Annotated in this window: 18 protein-coding genes; 7 read left to right on the plus strand and 11 right to left on the minus strand. The window is 31.4% G+C overall.

All coding sequences use genetic code 11. The features are described 5' to 3' along the window. Window positions 1–14 precede the first annotated feature (14 nt). Window positions 15–1110, minus strand: a protein-coding gene (gene prfB / locus VK164_RS01125) for a peptide chain release factor 2 (protein ID WP_324207603.1) whose coding sequence is annotated in 2 segments (ribosomal slippage) — window positions 15–1046 and window positions 1048–1110 — 1095 coding nt in all. Because the reading frame shifts where the segments join, the coding sequence is not laid out codon by codon here. 47 nt (window positions 1111–1157) lie between these two features. Here prfB and VK164_RS01130 point away from each other — a divergent pair. After that, the gene (locus VK164_RS01130; protein ID WP_324207604.1) at window positions 1158–2183 is read left to right on the plus strand and encodes a GntG family PLP-dependent aldolase; all 1026 of its coding nucleotides are present in this window, start codon (window positions 1158–1160) and stop codon (window positions 2181–2183) included. Window positions 2184–2251: 68 nt separating this feature from the next. Further along, window positions 2252–3025, plus strand: coding sequence for a sulfite exporter TauE/SafE family protein (locus VK164_RS01135; protein ID WP_324207605.1), 774 nt, complete (start codon window positions 2252–2254; stop codon window positions 3023–3025). Here the strand turns inward: VK164_RS01135 and VK164_RS01140 are convergent. Then, window positions 3018–3341, minus strand: a complete 324-nt coding sequence (locus VK164_RS01140) for a YbaB/EbfC family nucleoid-associated protein (protein ID WP_324207606.1) — start codon at window positions 3339–3341, stop codon at window positions 3018–3020. The genes VK164_RS01135 and VK164_RS01140 overlap by 8 nt on opposite strands. 139 nt (window positions 3342–3480) lie before the next feature. On the opposite strand from VK164_RS01140, the gene VK164_RS01145 reads away from it, so the two are divergent. Further along, window positions 3481–5541: a S9 family peptidase gene (locus tag VK164_RS01145; RefSeq protein WP_324207607.1), complete on the plus strand. Its 2061-nt coding sequence runs from the start codon at window positions 3481–3483 to the stop codon at window positions 5539–5541. Window positions 5542–5614: 73 nt separating this feature from the next. Further along, window positions 5615–6655 (plus strand): cysteine synthase family protein, encoded by a 1041-nt coding sequence (locus tag VK164_RS01150; RefSeq protein ID WP_324207608.1) that lies wholly within the window; start codon window positions 5615–5617, stop codon window positions 6653–6655. A gap of 51 nt (window positions 6656–6706) precedes the next feature. Here VK164_RS01150 and VK164_RS01155 read toward each other — a convergent pair whose 3' ends face one another. The 6 genes from VK164_RS01155 to VK164_RS01180 form a co-directional block, all read right to left on the minus strand. Continuing rightward, the gene (locus VK164_RS01155) at window positions 6707–7069 is read right to left on the minus strand and encodes a DUF1304 domain-containing protein (RefSeq protein WP_324207609.1); all 363 of its coding nucleotides are present in this window, start codon (window positions 7067–7069) and stop codon (window positions 6707–6709) included. Window positions 7070–7071: 2 nt separating this feature from the next. Beyond that, window positions 7072–7653 carry a TMEM175 family protein gene (locus tag VK164_RS01160; protein ID WP_324207610.1) on the minus strand — a complete coding sequence of 194 codons (582 nt, stop codon included), beginning with the start codon at window positions 7651–7653 and terminating at the stop codon, window positions 7072–7074. A 4-nt stretch (window positions 7654–7657) separates the two neighbouring features. Then, the gene (locus VK164_RS01165; protein ID WP_324207611.1) at window positions 7658–8173 is read right to left on the minus strand and encodes a DUF421 domain-containing protein; all 516 of its coding nucleotides are present in this window, start codon (window positions 8171–8173) and stop codon (window positions 7658–7660) included. Further along, window positions 8170–8352, minus strand: coding sequence for a GldL-related protein (locus VK164_RS01170; RefSeq protein WP_324207612.1), 183 nt, complete (start codon window positions 8350–8352; stop codon window positions 8170–8172). Before VK164_RS01170 ends, VK164_RS01165 begins: the two co-directional genes overlap by 4 nt. A gap of 33 nt (window positions 8353–8385) precedes the next feature. After that, window positions 8386–9753: a 30S ribosomal protein S6--L-glutamate ligase gene (gene rimK / locus VK164_RS01175; protein ID WP_324207613.1), complete on the minus strand. Its 1368-nt coding sequence runs from the start codon at window positions 9751–9753 to the stop codon at window positions 8386–8388. A gap of 80 nt (window positions 9754–9833) precedes the next feature. Next, window positions 9834–12383 (minus strand): ATP-dependent Clp protease ATP-binding subunit, encoded by a 2550-nt coding sequence (locus VK164_RS01180; RefSeq protein ID WP_324207614.1) that lies wholly within the window; start codon window positions 12381–12383, stop codon window positions 9834–9836. 255 nt (window positions 12384–12638) lie between these two features. Here VK164_RS01180 and gyrA point away from each other — a divergent pair, with 255 nt between their 5' ends. After that, the gene (gene gyrA, locus VK164_RS01185; RefSeq protein WP_324207615.1) at window positions 12639–15188 is read left to right on the plus strand and encodes a DNA gyrase subunit A; all 2550 of its coding nucleotides are present in this window, start codon (window positions 12639–12641) and stop codon (window positions 15186–15188) included. Between the two features lie 57 nt (window positions 15189–15245). Next, the gene (locus VK164_RS01190; protein WP_324207616.1) at window positions 15246–16550 is read left to right on the plus strand and encodes a tetratricopeptide repeat protein; all 1305 of its coding nucleotides are present in this window, start codon (window positions 15246–15248) and stop codon (window positions 16548–16550) included. A 31-nt stretch (window positions 16551–16581) separates the two neighbouring features. On the opposite strand, the gene VK164_RS01195 is transcribed toward VK164_RS01190, so the two are convergent. Both VK164_RS01195 and VK164_RS01200 read right to left on the minus strand, forming a co-directional pair. Further along, on the minus strand, window positions 16582–17835 hold the full coding sequence (locus tag VK164_RS01195) for a DEAD/DEAH box helicase (protein WP_324207617.1): 1254 nt from the start codon (window positions 17833–17835) through the stop codon (window positions 16582–16584). 79 nt (window positions 17836–17914) lie between these two features. Beyond that, window positions 17915–18946 carry a formimidoylglutamase gene (locus tag VK164_RS01200; RefSeq protein ID WP_324207618.1) on the minus strand — a complete coding sequence of 344 codons (1032 nt, stop codon included), beginning with the start codon at window positions 18944–18946 and terminating at the stop codon, window positions 17915–17917. A 120-nt stretch (window positions 18947–19066) separates the two neighbouring features. Here VK164_RS01200 and VK164_RS01205 point away from each other — a divergent pair, with 120 nt between their 5' ends. Then, window positions 19067–19945 (plus strand): hypothetical protein, encoded by an 879-nt coding sequence (locus VK164_RS01205; RefSeq protein ID WP_166237559.1) that lies wholly within the window; start codon window positions 19067–19069, stop codon window positions 19943–19945. A gap of 65 nt (window positions 19946–20010) precedes the next feature. Here VK164_RS01205 and crcB read toward each other — a convergent pair whose 3' ends face one another. Next, window positions 20011–20388 carry a fluoride efflux transporter CrcB gene (crcB, locus tag VK164_RS01210; protein ID WP_324207619.1) on the minus strand — a complete coding sequence of 126 codons (378 nt, stop codon included), beginning with the start codon at window positions 20386–20388 and terminating at the stop codon, window positions 20011–20013.

The following is a 20388-nucleotide window of genomic DNA, read 5'->3' on the forward strand; positions in this document are numbered from 1 at the left end:
GTAATCCTCTTTTTTTATTCCTCTTTTTGTCCCATCATCATTAGATATCCTTTCAAGAATTTATCAATTTCTCCATTCATTACGCTATCAACATCACTAGTCTCAACTCCAGTTCTTACGTCTTTAACTAATTTATATGGTTGCATGACATAGTTTCTAATTTGTGAACCCCATTCAATTTTCATTTTACCAGCTTCAATGTCACTTCTTTGGGCTTGTTGTTTTTTGAGTTCAATTTCATATAACTGCGATTTCAACATTTGCAAAGCACGTTGTCTGTTATCATGTTGTGAACGCGTTTCTGAACATTGAATTTGAATTCCAGTAGGTTTATGAACCAATTGAACTTTAGTTTCTACTTTGTTAACATTTTGACCTCCAGCACCACTTGATCGAGCTGTAGTAATTTCAATATCAGCAGGATTGATTTCAATTTCAATTGTATCATCCACTAGTGGATATACATATACAGAAGCAAATGAAGTATGTCGTTTTGCATTACTATCAAAAGGAGAAATTCGCACTAATCGATGTACGCCGTTTTCACCTTTCAAATAACCAAACGCAAAATCACCTTCAAATTCCAAAGTAACCGTTTTTATTCCAGCAACATCACCTTCTTGAAAATTTAATTCCTTGATTTTATAGCCTTGTTTTTCGCCCCACATTAAATACATTCGCATTAACATAGAGGCCCAGTCACAACTTTCGGTACCACCAGCGCCTGCGGTAATTTGCAATACAGCACTCATGCTATCACCTTCATCGGAAAGCATGTTTCTAAATTCTAAATCTTCAATATGATTAATAGTTTCCTTATAAAGTGATTCTACTTCTTCTTCAGAAATAGCTCCTTCTTTATAAAAATCCATCATAATTTGAAGTTCTTCTACCTGATCCATTCCTTTATTATAATCTTCTACCCATTTCTTTTTTGAACGTAAGTTTCTTACTATAATTTCAGCTTCTCTAGCATTGTTCCAAAAATCTGGAGCAAAGGTTTTTTCTTCCTCGTTAGTTATCTCAATCGTTTTGGCATCAATGTCAAAGATACCTCCTTAACGCACCAAGGCGATCAATAATATCTCTGACTTGTTCTGTATTTATCATAAATATTGTAGTTTTACACAACAAAAATAGGTATTCTTTTTTATTCTATGGAAATAAATTTAGTAAGCGACACAGTAACTAAACCTTCAGTTGAGATGTTAAACGTAATGTTTAATGCAAAAGTAGGTGATGATGTATATAAACAAGACCCAACAGTTAATGAGTTAGAAGAAACTTTAGCTGATTTGTTTGGAATGGAAGCAGCATTGTTTTTTCCTTCGGGAACTATGGCAAATCAAACAGCTATTAAATTACATACACAACCGGGTGAACAAGTAATTTGTGATAAGTATTCGCATATTTATCATTATGAAGGAGGAGGTGCATCTTTTAATAGTGGTGTTTCTTGTTGTTTAGTTGATGGAAATCGAGGAATGATAACTGCAGAATTAGTAAAAAACGCAATCAATGATCCAGAATTTTATCATTCCCCATTAACTTCTTTAGTAAGTATTGAGAATACAACTAATAAAGGAGGTGGAGCTTGTTATGATATTCAAACATTGCAAGAAATTAAACAAGTTTGTACAGCTCATCATTTAAAATATCATTTAGATGGAGCGCGTTTGTGGAATGCTTTAGTAGCAAAAAAACAGCATCCAAAACAATTTGGAGAATTATTTGATACAATTTCTGTTTGTTTGTCTAAAGGATTGGGAGCACCTATTGGTTCTGTTTTATTAGGAACGAAAGCTGACATCAAAAGAGCGTTGCGGATTCGTAAAATTTTTGGTGGAGGGATGCGTCAATCGGGATATTTGGCAGCAGCTGGTCTATACGCTTTGCAAAATAATATTAGTCGTTTAGAAATAGATCATAGAAGAGCAAAAGAGCTAGGGTTGCTGTTAGAAAAAATGCCTTGGGTGGTCAATGTGGAGCCAGTCGAAACTAATATTTTAATTTTTGGATTACAACCATCTATAAATGAAATGGTATTTATGGAAAAATTAAAGCAAAAAGGTATTGCAATTAGTTCTATGGGACATGGAAAATTGAGAATTGTTACTCATCTAGATTATAAAGAAGTAATGCATGAATATGTGATGGAAGTTTTTTCAAAGTTACAATTTTAATTTTTGGAACACAGATTTAAGAAATTTTAAGACTAGATAAATCAAACTTATAGCTTGACAATAATTTTATGGAAATCATAATCATATCAATAGTAGCGTTTTTAACAGCTATCTTGACCTTTTTTTCAGGGTTTGGTTTAGGTACGTTGTTGACTCCTTTTTTTATGTTGTTTTTTCCAGTTGATATTGCAATTGGTTTGTGTGGATTAGTTCATTTTGCTAATAATTTATTTAAGTTTTTCTTGGTAGGGAAACACGCCAACAAAGAAGTTTTACTAAAATTCGGAATCCCAGCCATTTTTGCGGCTATGATTGGTTCGTGGTTGTTGTTGCAAATTTCGGATTTACAACCTTTGTTTAGTTATTCACTTTTCGGAAAACAATTAGATGTTTTTCCTGTAAAATTCATTATTGCAATTTTATTAGTGATTTTTGCGCTTTTAGACTTGATTCCGTTTTTAAGTAAATTGGAATTTGGTAAAGATAAACTGCCTTTAGGCGGAGTTTTAAGCGGATTTTTCGGTGGACTTTCCGGACATCAAGGCGCTTTGCGAAGTGCGTTTTTGATTAAAGCTGGTTTGTCAAAAGAAAGCTTTATTGCTACTGGAATTGTAGTTTCCATGTTTATCGATTTTACTCGTTTGAGTGTTTATGCTTCAAAAATTACAACATATGCTTTATATGAGAATAAAGTATTGCTGATTTCTGCAACGCTTTGTGCTATTACAGGAGCGTATTTGGGTAACCAACTTTTAAAGAAAGTTACCCTAAAATTTCTCCAAGTTTTTGTTGCTATTTTATTACTTTTAGTGGCAATTGCTTTAGGTATGGGAATTATTTAAACATATCCATTCCTGGAATATTTGGCATGCCCTCTTTTGCTACAGCAGCTAATTCTGTTTCGTGAACGTTTGTAGCTTTATCGATAGCTTTATTAATTACATTAACTAAATAATCTTCTAGCATTTCTTTATCTAAAAGTAAATTCTCATTTAAGGTAATGTTTCTAATTTTTCTATTTGCAGTAATTGTTACTTCAAGTAACCCATCTGAACTTTTTTCATCAATCAAAACGTGATCTAAGCGTTTTTTTGTTTCTTCTACTTTTAGTTGGGTTTCTTTTAATTTACCCATCATTCCCATAAGGTCTCCAAACATGATTATAATTTTTTTATTCGGACAAAAATAGTAAATTAGCAGTTAATAATTATTGTAAAACTTCATGAAAAAAATCACGTATTACCTTTTGGGTTGTGTTATTTTTACTCCAGTTTATAGTCAAAATAAAACAAATAAAATGTCAGATAAAATCAATCCGCCAGTAGCTAAAATTATTCCTAAAACATTAGAAAAACACGGAGATAAAAGAATTGATAACTACTATTGGTTAAACGAAAGAGAAAATCCAGAAGTTATTGATTATCTAAATAAAGAAAACGAATATTATCAAAAATCTACAGCTCATACGAAGCAATTTCAAGAAGATTTGTTTCTTGAGATGAAATCACGAATCAAAGAAGATGATAGTTCTGTGCCTTATTTGTATAATGGCTATTATTATATCACTCGTTATGAAACAGGAAAAGATTATCCAATTTATTCAAGAAAAAAGGGAAGCCTTGATGCGAAGGAAGAAATCATGTTTGATTGCAATGAAATGGCAAAAGGACAATCCTATTTTAATTTATCTGGAATAAGTATTAGTGAAGATAATAAGTGGGTTGCATACGGTGTTGATTTGGTATCAAGAAGACAATATACAATTCACATTAAAAACCTTGAAACAGGCGAAATACTTCCAGTTAAATTAGAAAATACGACTGGAAGTTCAACTTGGGCAGGAGATAATAAAACGCTCTTTTATACACGTAAAGATGCGCAAACTTTACGCTCTGATAAAATTTATAAACATACTTTAGGATTAGAGGCTTCAACTGATGTTATGGTTTTTCATGAAAAGGATGATACTTTTAGTACGTTTGTTTACAAGGAGAAATCAAAAAAGTATTTAGTGATTGGCTCATCAAGTACTTTAACTTCTGAATATCAAATTTTAGATGCAAAAAATCCAAATGGTGAATTTAAGATTTTCCAAAAAAGAACAAGAGGATTAGAGTATTCAATTTCACATTATGGCGATAGTTTCTACATTGTCACTAATAAAGACAAAGCAACAAACTTTAAATTAATGAAAACTCCAGAAACTGCAACAGCTGCTGAAAACTGGAAAGATTTAATTGGACATAGAAAAGATGTTTTGTTAGAAGGAATTGAAATTTTCAAAGATTATTTGGTAGTTGAAGAACGTTCAAATGGATTGAATAAAATTCAAATTCGCCCTTGGAATGGAAAAGGTGAGTACTATTTGCCATTTTCTAGCGAAACCTATACAGCTTATACTACTACTAATGTAGATTTTGACACTGAAATTCTTCGTTATGGATACCAATCAATGGCAACACCTTCATCTGTGATTGATTTCAATATGAGAACAAAAGAAAAAATGGTATTAAAAGAGCAAGAAGTTTTAGGAGGAAAATTTGATAAAAATAATTACATCGAAGAAAGGGTATGGGCAACTGCAAAAGATGGAACTAAAGTGCCAATTTCGATGGTATATAGAAAAGGATTAAAAAAAGATGGAAAAAATCCATTTTTGTTATATGCATATGGATCATATGGAGCTACAATGGATCCTTATTTTTCATCAACTCGCTTGAGCTTATTGGATAGAGGATTTATTTACGCAATAGCACATATTAGAGGAGGTGAAGATTTAGGAAGAGAATGGTATGAGAACGGAAAACTTTTAAAGAAAATTAACACTTTCACCGATTTTATTGACTGTTCAAAATTTGTGATAGCAGAAAACTATACTTCATCAGAACATTTATATGCAGAAGGAGGTTCAGCAGGTGGTCTGTTGATGGGGGCAATTGTTAATATGAATCCTGAGTTATATAATGGAGTTATTGCACAAGTTCCTTTTGTAGATGTAATAACAACAATGTTAGATGATACAATTCCATTAACTACAGGAGAGTATGACGAATGGGGAAATCCTAATGAAAAAAAATACTATGATTATATGTTGTCATATTCACCATACGATCAAGTGAAGGCACAAGCATATCCAAATATGTATGTTTCAACTGGTTTGCACGACTCTCAAGTACAATATTGGGAACCTGCAAAATGGGTTGCAAAATTACGTGTTATGAAAACAAATGATAAACAATTATTTTTAGATACTAATATGGATGCTGGGCATGGAGGAGCTTCAGGAAGATTTGAAGCACTGAAAGAACTAGCTAAAGAATTTACTTTTTTATTAGATTTAGAAAAAATTAAGAAGTAATTAAACTTTTTTTGTTAAATTTGCAGGGTTTTGAGGTAACTAAAAATTACCTGCCTCAAATAATTTATTTTTTATGAAAGAAGAAATAAAAGCCTATAATAATGTTTTGGAATTAATTGGTAATACACCATTAATCAAATTAAGCAGGGTAGCAGAATCTTTATCAGGAAGTTTCTATGCCAAAGTTGAAGCTTTTAATCCAGGACATTCTACAAAAGATCGTATTGCATTATACATTATTGAAGAAGCAGAAAAAAGAGGCATTTTGAAGCCAGGCGATACTATTATTGAAACTACATCTGGTAATACTGGATTTAGTTTAGCAATGGTAAGTATCATAAAAGGTTATGAATGTATTTTAGCTGTGAGTTCAAAATCATCAAAGGATAAAATTGATATGCTACGCTCAATGGGAGCAAAGGTATATGTTTGTCCTGCACACGTTTCTGCAGATGATGAACGCTCATATTATAACGTTGCTAAGCGATTACATGAAGAAACTAAAGGTTCGGTTTACATTAACCAATATTTTAATGATCTAAATGTAGATGCTCATTATAATTCTACAGGACCTGAAATTTGGGAGCAAACGGCTGGTCAAATTACTCATTTAGTGGCTTGTAGTGGCACAGGAGGAACAATCTCTGGAACAGCTCGTTTCTTAAAAGAGAAAAATCCAAATATTAGAGTTTTAGGAGTAGATGCTTTTGGTTCAGTTCTGAAAAAATACCACGAAACTAAAGAGTTTGATAATGATGAAATTTATCCTTATAGAATTGAAGGTTTGGGGAAAAATTTAATTCCTACAGCTACAGATTTTGACATTATTGATAAATTTATCAAAGTATCTGATGAAGATAGTGCACATACTGCTAGAGAAATTGTAAAGAAAGAAGGTTTATTTGTAGGATATACTTCGGGAGCAGCCTTCCAAGCTGTTAAACAATTTGCTGAAGAAGGTGAATTTGATGCGAATAGTAAAGTTGTAATTATTTTCCCAGATCATGGTTCAAGATACATGAGCAAAGTATTTAGTGATGATTGGATGAATGAACAAGGTTTTTTTGACAGTATAAACAGAGAAGAAGCTTTAAAAATTGAAATTATTAAATAATTATAAGATATAATATAAAAAAAAACACCGCTTTTATAGTGGTGTTTTTTTTTATATAAAAAGAAGAATTATTGCAATAATAGCTGGAATTGATTGGACATAAAAAATCTTTTTTGATTTTGTTGAATAATACCCATAAATTCCTGCTATAATTACACAACTTAAAAAGAATAATGCAACGTTTTTACTCCAATTATTATCTCTGATAATAATTGACCAAATTAAACCAGCAGCTAAAAAGCCATTATATAAGCCTTGATTTGCCGCTAAAACTTTTGTTTTTTCAAATAAATCTTCAGGTAGGCTTCTGAAAACTTTTTTTGCTTTTGTGGTCCAAGCGAACATTTCTAACCATAAAAAATATAGGTGTAATATCGCTATAATGACAATAATAATTTTACTGATTAAAGGCATATTTATTTGTTTTCGTTAAAAGTACGTTCAATTCTTTTGTCAGGAATTAGCCAAATTAATGCTACCAGAATATAAATACTTCCTGAAATCTCAACACTATATTTGGTCATAAATACTGCAATTAAATATAGGACAACAGATGTTTTCCCTTTGTAATCTTTTCCTATAGCTTTTGAAAGAGCAGAATCTTTTCCGTGTTCATTTAAAATTAATCTTTGTAAAATAAAATATGCCAAAGCATTCATTAATAATACTATTCCATATAACATCATTGGAAAAGAGGCAAAATGATGTTCTCCAATCCAGGCCGTTGCAAAAGGAATTAATGATAACCAAAACAATAGATGTAAATTTACCCAAAGTATTTTTCCATTTACATTTTTTGCAGAATGAATTAAATGATGGTGATTATTCCAATAGATTCCAACGTAAATAAAACTCAAAATATAGCTTAAAAACTTGTGAGATAATTTAATAACTGCCTCGAAAGTAGTATCACTAGGAACTTTAAATTCCAAGACCATAATTGTGATAATGATTGCTAAAACACCATCACTAAATGCTTCAAGTCTGTTCTTATTCATAATATTAAGTGTTTATAGTTCCTAAATTTTTATGAATTTTTCTTTTATGTTGTGTTTGCTTTATATTTTCACTTCCTGAAATAATACTTATATTACCATCAATTTCAAGCATGGCTAATTTTACATCTTTATAATGTTCAATTCCATGCTCACGCATCGCTTCTTGCATTTCATCTGAAGTAATTCCTAATCTTGACAATGAAGAAAATTCTATTTTTCCATTATGAATTAGTATTTCAGGTTTACTTTGAATTAGATGCCTAAAAAATTTAGAAGTAAACATTATTTTTTTTAGAAGATAATTAAGTATAAATAAAACCAAAGCTGCTATTAATCCACCTGTTAGTGAGGAATTGTTACCAACCATTGCATTCTGGACAGAATTACTTATTAAAAGTATTAAAATTACATCGGCAGTATTTAATTGCGAAAGTTCTTTTTTACCAAATATTCGCAGTGCTGAAATCATGAAAAAGTAAACAGCTATACTCCGTAAAACTATGTCAATATACGGATTCATTTCATTTTCTTTAATAAAATGGTTATTAATACAATTATTGCAGCAGCTTCAGTAAGCATTCCTAACGTTAACATAATATTAGCACCAGGCCAATGCATAATTTTAAATAAAGCCCCAACAATTGTAATTGCCATTCCTAAAAAGAATAATACTAAGGGTATTGCATATTGTTTTTTCATAAGATGTTTTATTTTAAAGAATTAAAGTCGACATTATTTCCATTTAAAGTTTTTCTCAATTGCTTTAATCATTTCACCCGCAATGTCTTTCTGAGTGGCTCCTTCAATACCCTCTAAGCCTGGTGATGAATTGACTTCTAATAGTAAAGGTCCTTTTGATGAACGAATGATGTCTACACCAGCAACTTTTAAATCCATTGCTTTTGCAGCTTTAATTGCAATTTTTTTCTCCTCAGGAGTTACTTTAACTACCGATGCAGTTCCTCCTAAATGAATATTTGCTCTAAATTCTCCAGGTAAAGCTTCGCGTTGCATGGCAGCAACTACTTTTCCATCAACAACAAATAATCGTAAATCTTTTCCGTTAGCTTCTTTTATAAACTCTTGAACTAAAATATTAGCATTCAAGCTTTTAAAGGCGTTAATCACAGATTCTGCCGCTTTTTTGGTTTCAGCTAGAACTACCCCTTTTCCTTGAGTACCTTCTAATAATTTTACAATTAATGGAGAGCCTCCAACCATTTTTATTAAATCATCAGTATCTAAAGGTGAATTTGCAAAACCTGTTGTAGGAATGTCTACACCATTATTTAAAAGTAACTGCAATGAAAAAAGTTTATCTCTAGATTGACTAATAGCAGCGGCATTGTTTAAAGCAAATACTTTTAAAGCTTCAAACTGACGGGTTAATGCACAGCCATAGTAAGTCATGCTAGGTCGAATTCTTGGAATTACTGCATCAAAATCATTCAATACTTTTCCACCGCGGTAATGAATTTCAGGTTTTGTAGCGTCTAATTTCATGTAACAATACTTTAGGTTTAAGAAGTGCATTTCGTGCCCTCTTAATTCTCCTGCCTCTAAGATTCGTTTATTGCTGTATAGTTCAGGATTACTGGCTAAAAGTCCAATTCTTAATCCTTTTTTAGGCTCTTCTGATGAATAATAGTACTCTTTTAATTTCTCTGTTGTGGGTTGACCTAGTAAATAGCGTTTTTCAGGGTCAACTAAAACCCTTCCAGACATTGCTTCTCTGCCTAAAAGCATGCGGAAACCCATAGAATCTCTGTTTGTAAGTGTAACTTCGATTTCCCATGTTTTTCCACCAATTTCTAATTTGGTTTTGATTACATAACGTTGTTCTCTAAATCCACTAGAGCTCTTTACAACACGTTTATCAATAAGTGGAGCTTCGCAATGAATGACTGCTTTTGCATTGTTTTGAATAGGGTTGATGTCAAATTTTACCCAACTTTCGCTATTTTTTTCAAAAGTTACGATATTAATTGCATGTAATGCTGAAGTTTTAGCCCCAGAATCTACCCTTGCTTTAATTGTTGGAATTCCTAGAGTAGGGAAGGAACACCATTCTTCACTACCTACAATAACTTTGTCTAACATTTTTTAACGTATGAATTAAGATTCTAAAGTAGTATTTTTTTTAATATGAATACTAATTTATAACAAATAAAAAAACCAAGCTATGAGCTTGGTTCTTCGAGTTTCTTAATTTCTATTATGAGTTCTTGATTTGTTTCATCCAAGTCCATAAAAATTTGATCACCTTCATGAATTTTAGATGTTATAATTTCTTCAGCTAGAGCATCTTCAACATATTTTTGAATGGCTCTTTTTAATGGTCGAGCACCAAACTGTTTATCAAATCCTTTTTCAGCGATATAGTCTTTTGCTTTTTCAGAAAGTTGTAAAGTATATCCTAAATCTTTAACTCTTGCGTACAATTTATCCATTTCAATATCAATAATTTTATCGATATCATGTTTTTCTAAAGCATTGAACACAATAACATCATCAATTCTGTTTAAGAATTCAGGAGCAAATGCTTTCTTTAATGCGTTCTCGATGATTCCTTTAGAGTGTTCTTCGGTTTGAGCATTTTTTGCAGCTGTTCCAAATCCTACCCCAGTTCCAAAATCTTTCAATTGACGAGCACCAACATTTGATGTCATGATTATGATTGTATTTCTAAAATCAATTTTACGCCCTAAACTGTCTGTCAAATGACCATCATCTAAAACTTGAAGCATCATGTTAAATACATCTGGATGGGCTTTTTCAATCTCATCTAAAAGTACTACGCAGTATGGTTTTCTTCTAACTTTTTCCGTTAATTGGCCACCTTCCTCGTATCCAACGTATCCTGGAGGTGCTCCGACTAAACGAGAAATAGCAAATTTTTCCATATATTCACTCATGTCAATTCTAACCAAAGCATCTTCAGAATCAAACAATTCTTTTGCAATTACTTTTGCTAATTGCGTTTTTCCAACACCAGTTTGACCTAAGAAAATGAATGAACCAATTGGCTTGTTTGGGTCTTTTAATCCTGCACGATTTCTTTGTATTGATTTTGCTATTTTTTGAACCGCTTCATCTTGCCCAATAACCTTTCCTTTAATAAGTTCTGGTAGATGGGCTAATTTATTACTTTCAGTTTGTGCAATGCGATTTACAGGAATTCCAGTCATCATTGAAACTACATCTGCAACATTGTCTTCAGTAACGGTTACTTTGTTGTTTTTTGAATCTTCTTCCCATTGTTCTTGAGCAATAGCTAAGTCTTTTTCAATGCGTTTTTCATCATCACGAAGTTTAGCCGCTTCCTCATATTTTTGTTTTTTAACGACTGTATTTTTAAGTTCGCGCACTTCTTCTAGTTGGCGTTCTAATTCTAAAATTTGTTTAGGAACATCAATGTTTATGATGTGTACACGAGACCCAGCTTCATCCAAAGCGTCAATAGCCTTGTCTGGAAGGAATCGATCGGTCATGTAGCGATTTGTTAATTTCACACAAGCTTCTATAGCTTCAGGGGTGTAAATGACATTGTGATGGTCTTCATATTTAGGTTTGATATTGTTCAAAATAGTTATTGTTTCTTCAACCGATGTTGGTTCTACAATAACTTTTTGAAAACGTCTTTCTAAAGCGCCGTCTTTCTCAATATACTGACGATATTCATCTAACGTTGTAGCTCCAACACATTGAATTTCCCCTCTTGCTAAAGCTGGTTTAAACATATTAGATGCATCAAGTGACCCTGTTGCGCCACCTGCACCTACAATTGTATGGATTTCATCAATAAATAAAATGATATCATCGTTTTTTTCTAACTCATTCATAACCGCTTTCATTCGTTCTTCGAATTGTCCGCGGTATTTTGTACCAGCTACTAAACTTGCCAAATCAAGTGTAACAACACGTTTATTGAATAAATTACGGGATACTTTTTTCTTAATGATTCGCAATGCTAATCCTTCAGCAATAGCTGATTTTCCAACACCTGGTTCGCCAATTAAAAGTGGGTTATTTTTCTTTCTTCTACTTAAAATTTGAGAAACACGCTCAATCTCTTTTTCTCGACCTACAACAGGATCTAATTTCCCTTCTTCAGCCATTTCTGTTAAGTCTCGACCAAAGTTATCTAATACTGGAGTTTTAGATTTTTTATTTGTCTTATTTCCTGAGGGAGGGTTGTTAAAACCGCTATCTTTTAAACTGTCATCTTGTCCTGAATCGTCATTAAAAGATTCAGCTTTTGGCAAGTTTTCTAAGTAATCGTCTTCGTTTGTCATCATGGCTGTATATTGTTCTTTAACGGTTTCGTAATCAATTTTAATCTTATTTAATAATTTTGTAGTGGGATCATTTTCATTTCTTAAGATACATAAAAGTAAATGAGCAGTACTAATTTCTGAATTATTAAACAATTTAGCTTCTAAAAAAGTTGTTTTTAGTGCTCGTTCGGCTTGTCTTGTTAAATGTAAATTTTTCTTTTCAATATTTTGAATTCCATTAGGATTTGCAGGACTTAGTATCTCTACTTTTTTTCTAAGATGAGATAAGTCTACAGCTAAATTATTTAAAATATTTATCGCTTTTCCATTTCCATCACGAAGAATACCAAGCATTAAATGCTCAGTGCCAATGAAATCGTGACCTAAACGTAAAGCTTCTTCTTTACTAAAGGAAATTACATCTTTAACTCTTGGTGAAAAATTATCGTCCATACTGCATTTATAATATTAGTAAAAGTACAAAATTGTATAGGTAAAAGCAAAAACTATACCTAATAAACATACTATATTGCTAAATGACAAAAAATAAATGGAAAATAAAAGAATTTAGTGGTTGATTTATAACCAATTTGTAAACAAAATTGTTAATAAAATATCTAAATTAGTCACTAAAAATGTATTATAAAAGTTCAAAAAGCCGTATATTGGCACGTTTTAGTAATAATCATAATTTTAATATAAATACTTATGTCAGAAGGAGAAAAGTTAATTCCTATTAACATTGAGGAAGAAATGAAATCAGCTTACATCGATTATTCGATGTCAGTTATTGTATCAAGAGCACTTCCTGATGTTAGAGATGGTTTAAAACCTGTACACCGTAGAGTTTTATACGGAATGTATGAATTAGGAGTTCTTTCGAACAGAGCCCATAAAAAGTCGGCAAGGATTGTTGGAGAAGTTTTAGGTAAATATCACCCACATGGTGATACTTCAGTATATGATGCAATGGTGCGTATGGCTCAAGAATGGAGTTTACGTTATCTAATGGTAGATGGTCAAGGTAACTTTGGTTCGGTTGATGGGGATAGCCCAGCAGCAATGCGTTATACTGAAGCAAGAATGAAAAAGATTTCAGAAGAAATGTTAGCAGATATTGACAAAGAAACAGTTGATTTTCAATTGAACTTTGATGATACATTACAAGAGCCTACGGTTATGCCAACTAAAATCCCTACTTTGTTGATTAACGGAGCTTCAGGTATTGCAGTAGGTATGGCTACTAATATGGCGCCACATAACTTAACTGAAGTTATTAATGGAACTCTTGCTTACATTGATAATAATGATATTGAGATTGATGAATTAATAAATCATATCAAAGCTCCTGATTTCCCTACAGGAGGAATCATTTATGGATATGAAGGAGTAAGAGAGGCATTCAAAACAGGTAGAGGACGTATTGTTATGCGTGCAAAAGTTGGTTTTGAAGAAGTTAATGGTAGAGAAGCAATTATTGTTACAGAAATTCCATATCAAGTGAATAAGGCAAATATGATTAAACATACTGCCGATTTAGTTAATGATAAAAAAATTGAAGGAATATCTAATATTCGAGATGAATCGGATAGAAATGGTATGCGTGTTGTATATGAATTAAAACGTGATGCGGTTCCAAATGTAGTTTTAAATACACTTTATAAATACACACAGTTACAATCATCATTTAGTGTAAATAATATTGCATTAGTTAATGGTCGTCCACAAATGTTGAATCTTAAAGATTTGATTCATTATTTTGTTGAACACCGTCATGATGTAGTCGTTCGTAGAGCGCAATATGATTTAAGAAAAGCTGAAGAAAGAGCGCATATTTTAGAAGGATTAATTATAGCATCAGATAATATTGATGAAGTAATCAAAATTATTAGAGCATCAAAAGATGGTGATGAAGCTAGAACGAAATTAATTGAACGTTTCAAATTATCAGAAATTCAAGCACGTGCAATCGTAGAAATGCGTTTGAGACAATTAACAGGTCTTGAGCAAGATAAATTACGTGCAGAATATGAAGAAATAATGAAATTGATTACTTACTTGAAAGAATTATTAGCAAGTAAAGAAATGAGAATGCAAGTAATCAAAGATGAATTAGCTGAAGTAAGAGAAAAATATGGAGATGAACGTCGTTCTCAAATTGAATATTCAGGAGGAGATGTAAGTATTGAAGATTTAATTGCAGATGAAAGTGTTGTAATTACAATTTCTCATGCTGGTTACATTAAACGTACATCTTTATCAGAATACAAAACACAAAATAGAGGAGGAGTTGGACAGAAATCTGCAGGAACTAGAGATCAAGATTTCTTAGAGCATTTATTTGTTGCAACTAACCACCAATATTTAATGTATTTCACCCAAAAAGGAAAATGTTATTGGATGCGTGTGTACGAAATTCCAGAAGGCACAAAAGCAAGCAAAGGACGTGCTATTCAAAACTTAATCAATATTGAAAGTGATGATAAAGTAAAAGCATTTATTTGTACTCAAGACTTAAAAGATGAAGAATATATCAATAGTCATTATGTGATTATGGCTACTAAGCAAGGTCAAGTTAAGAAGACACCTTTAGAGCAATATTCTCGTCCACGTCAAAATGGAATTAATGCCATAACTATCAAAGAGGATGATGAATTATTAGAAGCAAAATTAACTACCGGAAATAGTCAAGTTTTACTAGCGGTTAAGTCTGGTAAATTAGTTCGTTTTGAAGAAGAAAAAACACGTCCAATGGGAAGAACGGCATCTGGAGTTAGAGGAATCACTTTAGCTGATGATAAAGATGAGGTAATTGGAATGGTTTCTATTGATAAGGATACTGTTGCTGAATCTCAAATTCTAGTTGTTACTGAAAATGGTTATGGAAAGCGAACAAAATTAGTTGATGAAGACGGAGAAGATGTGTACAGAATTACTAATAGAGGTGGAAAAGGAGTAAAAACATTAAATATTACAGAGAAAACAGGTGCATTAATTGCTATTAACAATGTAACTGATGCTGATGATTTAATGATTATTAATAAATCTGGATTAACTATCCGAATGATGGTTTCTGATTTAAGAGTAATGGGTAGAGCTACACAAGGAGTTCGACTAATTAATATCAAAGGAAACGATTCAATTGCTGCTGTTACGAAAGTACTTCGTGAAGATGAAGCTGAAGAAATTTCAGAAGAATTAGATGGAGGTGAAGAAACTGGCACAGATGTTGAAACATCAGAAGATATACAAGAATAAATTAGAGTAAAGAGCCCAAATTTATTTTGGGCTTTTGTTTAACCAAGTTTACATAAAATGAAAAAACTTATTTTAAGTGCAACTTTACTACTATCAGTTGCAACATTCGCTCAAAAAGATGAGCTGAAGACATTGAAAAAAATTTATGCTAAAGATGTACCTTCAGCAGAAGAAATTCAAACGTATAGATCGACTTTAACAGCATTAGAAAATATTGCTACTGAAGAATCTGACAAAGTATACGCTAACTTTTATAAAGTAATGCTTCCAATCTTGGAGCTTAGCTCTCAAGGGGATGCATCTAATTCTGCTCAAATTGCAAAATTAATTAATGCTAAAAACATATCCATTCTAGCAGATGGATTGAATCAAACTTTAGATTTTGAGAAAAAGACAGGAAAAAAAATATATACAGATGATATTAATGAAACTATTCAATCCTATAAGCCAATGTTTTGGGATTTTGTAGTTGCTTTAGATGGTCAAAAAAAATATAATGAGGTTTCAGAAATTTTATATTCAATTTATCAATTGGATAAAAAAGATCAAGAAAAATTATATTTAGCGGCTAGTTATGCTATCAATGCAAATAATTATGATAAAGCAATTGAGTATCATAAAGAATTAATTGCCATCAATTATACAGGAGAAGGAACACTTTATTATGCAAAAAATAAAGCAACAGGAACTGAAGACGCATATTCTGATAAAGCAACAAGAGATTCATTTGTAAGAATAGGTTCTCATAATTTGCCTAGAGAAGAAAAAATACCTTCTAAAAGAGGTGATATATTTAAAACATATGCAATGCTTCTAGTAGAAAAAGGTAAGACAGAAGAAGCAAAAACAGCAATTACTGAAGCTAGAAAAGTAAGTCCAAAAGACACTTCATTGATTTTAGTTGAAGCCGATTTATATTTGAAATTAAATGATTTAATTACTTATAAAAAATTAATTAATGAGGTTTTAGCAATTAATCCTAACGATGCTGATTTAGTTTTTAATCTAGGTGTAGTTAGTCAAAATTCAAACCAACTTGAAGATGCAGAAAAATATTATAAAAAGGTTTTAGAATTAAATCCAAATTATGTGAATGCATATTTAAATCTGTCAACACTTAAATTATCTCCTGATGTAAAGCTTGTTGATGAAATGAATAAATTAGGCACATCAGCAAATGATATAAAAAAATATAATGCATTGAAAGCAGAGAGAGTCAAATTATTTAATGCAGCTTTACCATTGTTAGAAAAGGCTTATGAATTAGATTCAACTAACGAGTCTGTTAAAAGTAATCTTCTTGAAGTTTATAGTTTCTTAGAAATGACAGATAAATACAAAGCTTTGAAAGCAAAAAAATAATGGCACCATTTTTTAAAACAAAAAGCGCTGGTTAATACCAGCGCTTTTTGTTTTTCTTCGAAGCTTCTGACTTTCTTGAATTAGAGTTTGGATTCATTTTATTTTTATTTCTTAAATCTGGTTTTGCATTAGGGTTTACTTCTTCGTCTCTCCATGTGTATTGGTGATCTGCAACCACTTTAACTTTTATTCGGATTAATTTTTCGATATCTAACCAATATGCTTTTTCATCTTTGCCACAAAATGAAATAGCTAAACCTGAATTTCCAGCACGACCAGTTCTACCAATTCTATGAACATAGGTTTCAGAAATATTTGGAATATCAAAGTTTATCACAAATGGAAGTTGTTCAATATCAATTCCTCGTGCAGCTATATCTGTAGCTACTAAGATGTCAATCTCTTTATTTTTGAATTGATCAAGAACACGCTGACGCGCATTCTGTGATTTATCACCATGAATAGCTTCTGCTTTTATATGTGCTTTTTTTAATACTTTTACAATATTATCTGCACCGTGTTTTGTTCTTGTAAATACTAAAGCATTGCTTAAACTCTCTTCAATAATCAATTGTTTCAGCAGTAATCGTTTGTCTTCTTTATTTACAAAATAGACTTTTTGTGAAACATTTTCTGCTGTACTCGATATTGGTGTGACTGAAATATATTTTGGCTTTGTTAAAAAAGTATCAGCTAGTTCTCTTATTGCTAAAGGCATAGTTGCGGAAAAAAGCAACGTTTGTCTATTTTCTGGTGTAAGCTTAATGATTTTTTTTACATCGTTAATGAACCCCATATCTAGCATTTGATCAGCTTCATCTAAAACCAAGTGATGCATATGATTCAAATCAATAAAACCTTGTTTGTGAAGGTCTAAGAGTCTACCTGGTGTTGCAATTAATACATCAACTCCACTTTTTAGTTCGTTTACTTGTGGTACTTGATTTACACCTCCAAAAATTACTAGTGATTTTACATTAGTATATTTTCCATAGGTTTTAAAACTTTCATCAATTTGAATGGCTAATTCTCTAGTAGGGGTAACTACTAGTGTTCTGATGTGTTTTGTTTTTTTGGCAGAACCTACAATACGATGAATTAAGTTTAAGATTGGAATAGCAAATGCACCCGTTTTTCCAGTTCCTGTTTGTGCACAAGCAACTAAATCTTGGCCTAATAAAATTTCGGGTATTGCTTGTTCTTGTATAGGAGTGGGATTTGTATATCCTTCTTCTTCCAAGGCTTGCTGTATATTGTTGTATAATTTTAAATCGTTAAATGTCATATAATATTTTTTTCCCTATTGAAGATGTTCAATAAGGTTACAAAGGTAGTGTTATTTTAATTAAATTGATTTTGTACTATTAAATCGATTTTGCCTTCATAAAATCAGTAATCATTGAGGCTATTAATTTTCCAGTTAAATGGCAGTTCAATGAATCATCTAATTCTGGAGCTCCTTCACAAATATGCAAATAGGAAGCATTTTGATGTTTTCCCATATAATAGATATAGTGTCTGGCTTTATCAACACTAAAACCACTTAATGTCATTGCACTTGATGGAATGCCAGGAATAGCATCAAGATCAAGTTCTACTCCAAAAGGCTCATTTTTTATAAATTCTAAAGCATGTTCTAACTCTACTTCAAATTGTTTTTCACGTTTTACTTCAACTTCTTCATAAGTAACAAATTTTACTCTTGAAGTAAGTTCTTTTAAAGTATTAAAGACACTTTTTGAAACAAAGTTTTCATGAAGACCAAAGACAAAATATTTTTTTAAGAAACCATCTTCATAAGCATAACTAAAACCATTTCCTGAATGACGTCCTTCAAGAATTCTAAAATCAGTATGGGCATCAAAATTAATTGCATTTACAGCTTTTCCTTTTGCTAAAGCTAATCCTTTAATGTTTCCATAGGCATTATTATGACCTCCACCTATAATTATTGGAATTTTACCAGCTTTAACAATTTGATGTACAATATGAGAAACTTCTTTATCAATTTTTTCAACTAGCTTAAAAAGTTCTTTACGATGCTCTTTATTTTTGGAATCTAAATCTTTAGCAGCTTGAATTTCAACTTCAAAATTTAATTGTCCTAAGACTAACAGATTGCTTCCTTTACAAAATTTATTATGCTGAATATTAACCAAATTTTTTAAAGCACTATCATAAGCAGATGCAGTTCCAATCCTTCCTAAATTAGCTTTAACTCCAATATCTTCAGGAATTCCAATAAGTACAAATTTAGCTTCACAAGTTGACATAAAATCAAAAACATCGACGTCTTTTGGAACGGTTATAATTTTTTCGCCAAATTTAATTTCACCACTTCTGTGACTTGTAATTTTCGCTAACTCAAAAGGAGTTAGAATCGTAATGTTTTCCATAAAATGTTAAAAAATAAGCATCCCAAATGTACTATTTTAAAATAAAAATCGTTATAATTTTATAAAATTCTTTTTTTAGTTGTAATTTTGAAAAACTAATTTATTTAACCTACAATACAAATGGAAAACAAGTCAAACAATTCAGGTTTAAAGGCAGCAATTGTTGTTTTAGCGTTACTTCTTTTAGGAAGTGTCGGGTACATCTATAAGATTACTTCAGATAACAAAGAAACTGTTACCGGATTAACCACAGAAAAAGAAACATTAGCAGAAGAGCTTAAAGCAAAAATTGCTGAGTATGACACGATGATTGCTGATAACACGGCGCTTAAAGATGAATTACAAGCTGAACAAGCAAAAATGGTTGAATTGCTAGAGCAAGTTGAAAAATCTAAAGGAGATGCTGCTGCTATGGCAAAATATAAAGGAGCTTACCTTAAATTAAAAGGTGAGATGGACAATTTAGTCGCTGAAAATAAATTGTTAAAAGAGCAAAACGTTACGCTTACGTCTAGTTTAGATAGTACAAAAGTTGTTTTGGATGAAGCTAAAAAATTTAATGATACTTTGCTAGTTCAAAATGAGGGATTAACTAAAACGGTTGAAAAAGGTTCAAAATTAGCAGTATTGAACTTAAAAGTTCTAGCGGTTAAAGAAAGAAGTTCAGGAAAACAAATAGAAACTGATAAAGCAGGTAGAGCTGATAAATTAAAAGTAAGCTTTTTAATTGCAGAAAATCAAATTGCAAAAACTGGTAGTAGAGAATATTATGTTCAAATTATTGATAGTAAAAACAATATTCTTGGAGAAAAGAAAACAATTCCTACAGGTGATAAAACATTAACTTATAGTTTTATTTCAACTGTAAAATATGAAAATAAAACAGTTCAGGTTAACGAAGAAGTTTCAGGAAAAGATTTTGCTGCTGGAACTTATTTTGTGAATGTGTTTGATAAAAATGCTGAATTAGTTTCTAAAACAAGCTTTAGTTTGAGATAATTATCCCCAAAAGTTATCTTTTAAGATGATATAATCCCGATAAGAAATAAACTTATCGGGATTTTTTATATAAATTTTGATAAATAATTGCCAATTCCAACAGCAGTTATGGTAAGAATTATTGAAGTAATAATATATAGATAAGCGGTTAGTTGCTGATTGCTTTGGAACAAGTTATAATTTTCTAAAGCAAAACTAGAAAATGTTGTAAATCCGCCACAAAATCCCACAATAAGGAGATATTTCAAGGGATGATTTTCTGGATAATATTTCGCAAATAGTCCAATAAATACACCAATTAACAAACTGCCAAAAACATTAATTAATAAAGTACTCAAAGGAAAAGAACTTTGAAAGAATTTGGCGGCTAACCAACTCGATAAATAGCGAAGTATACTACCTAAAGCACCACCAATACCAACTAATAAAATTGTTTTTATCAT

It is taken from the genome of Flavobacterium sp. (assembly GCF_035299005.1).
Classification (GTDB): domain Bacteria; phylum Bacteroidota; class Bacteroidia; order Flavobacteriales; family Flavobacteriaceae; genus Flavobacterium.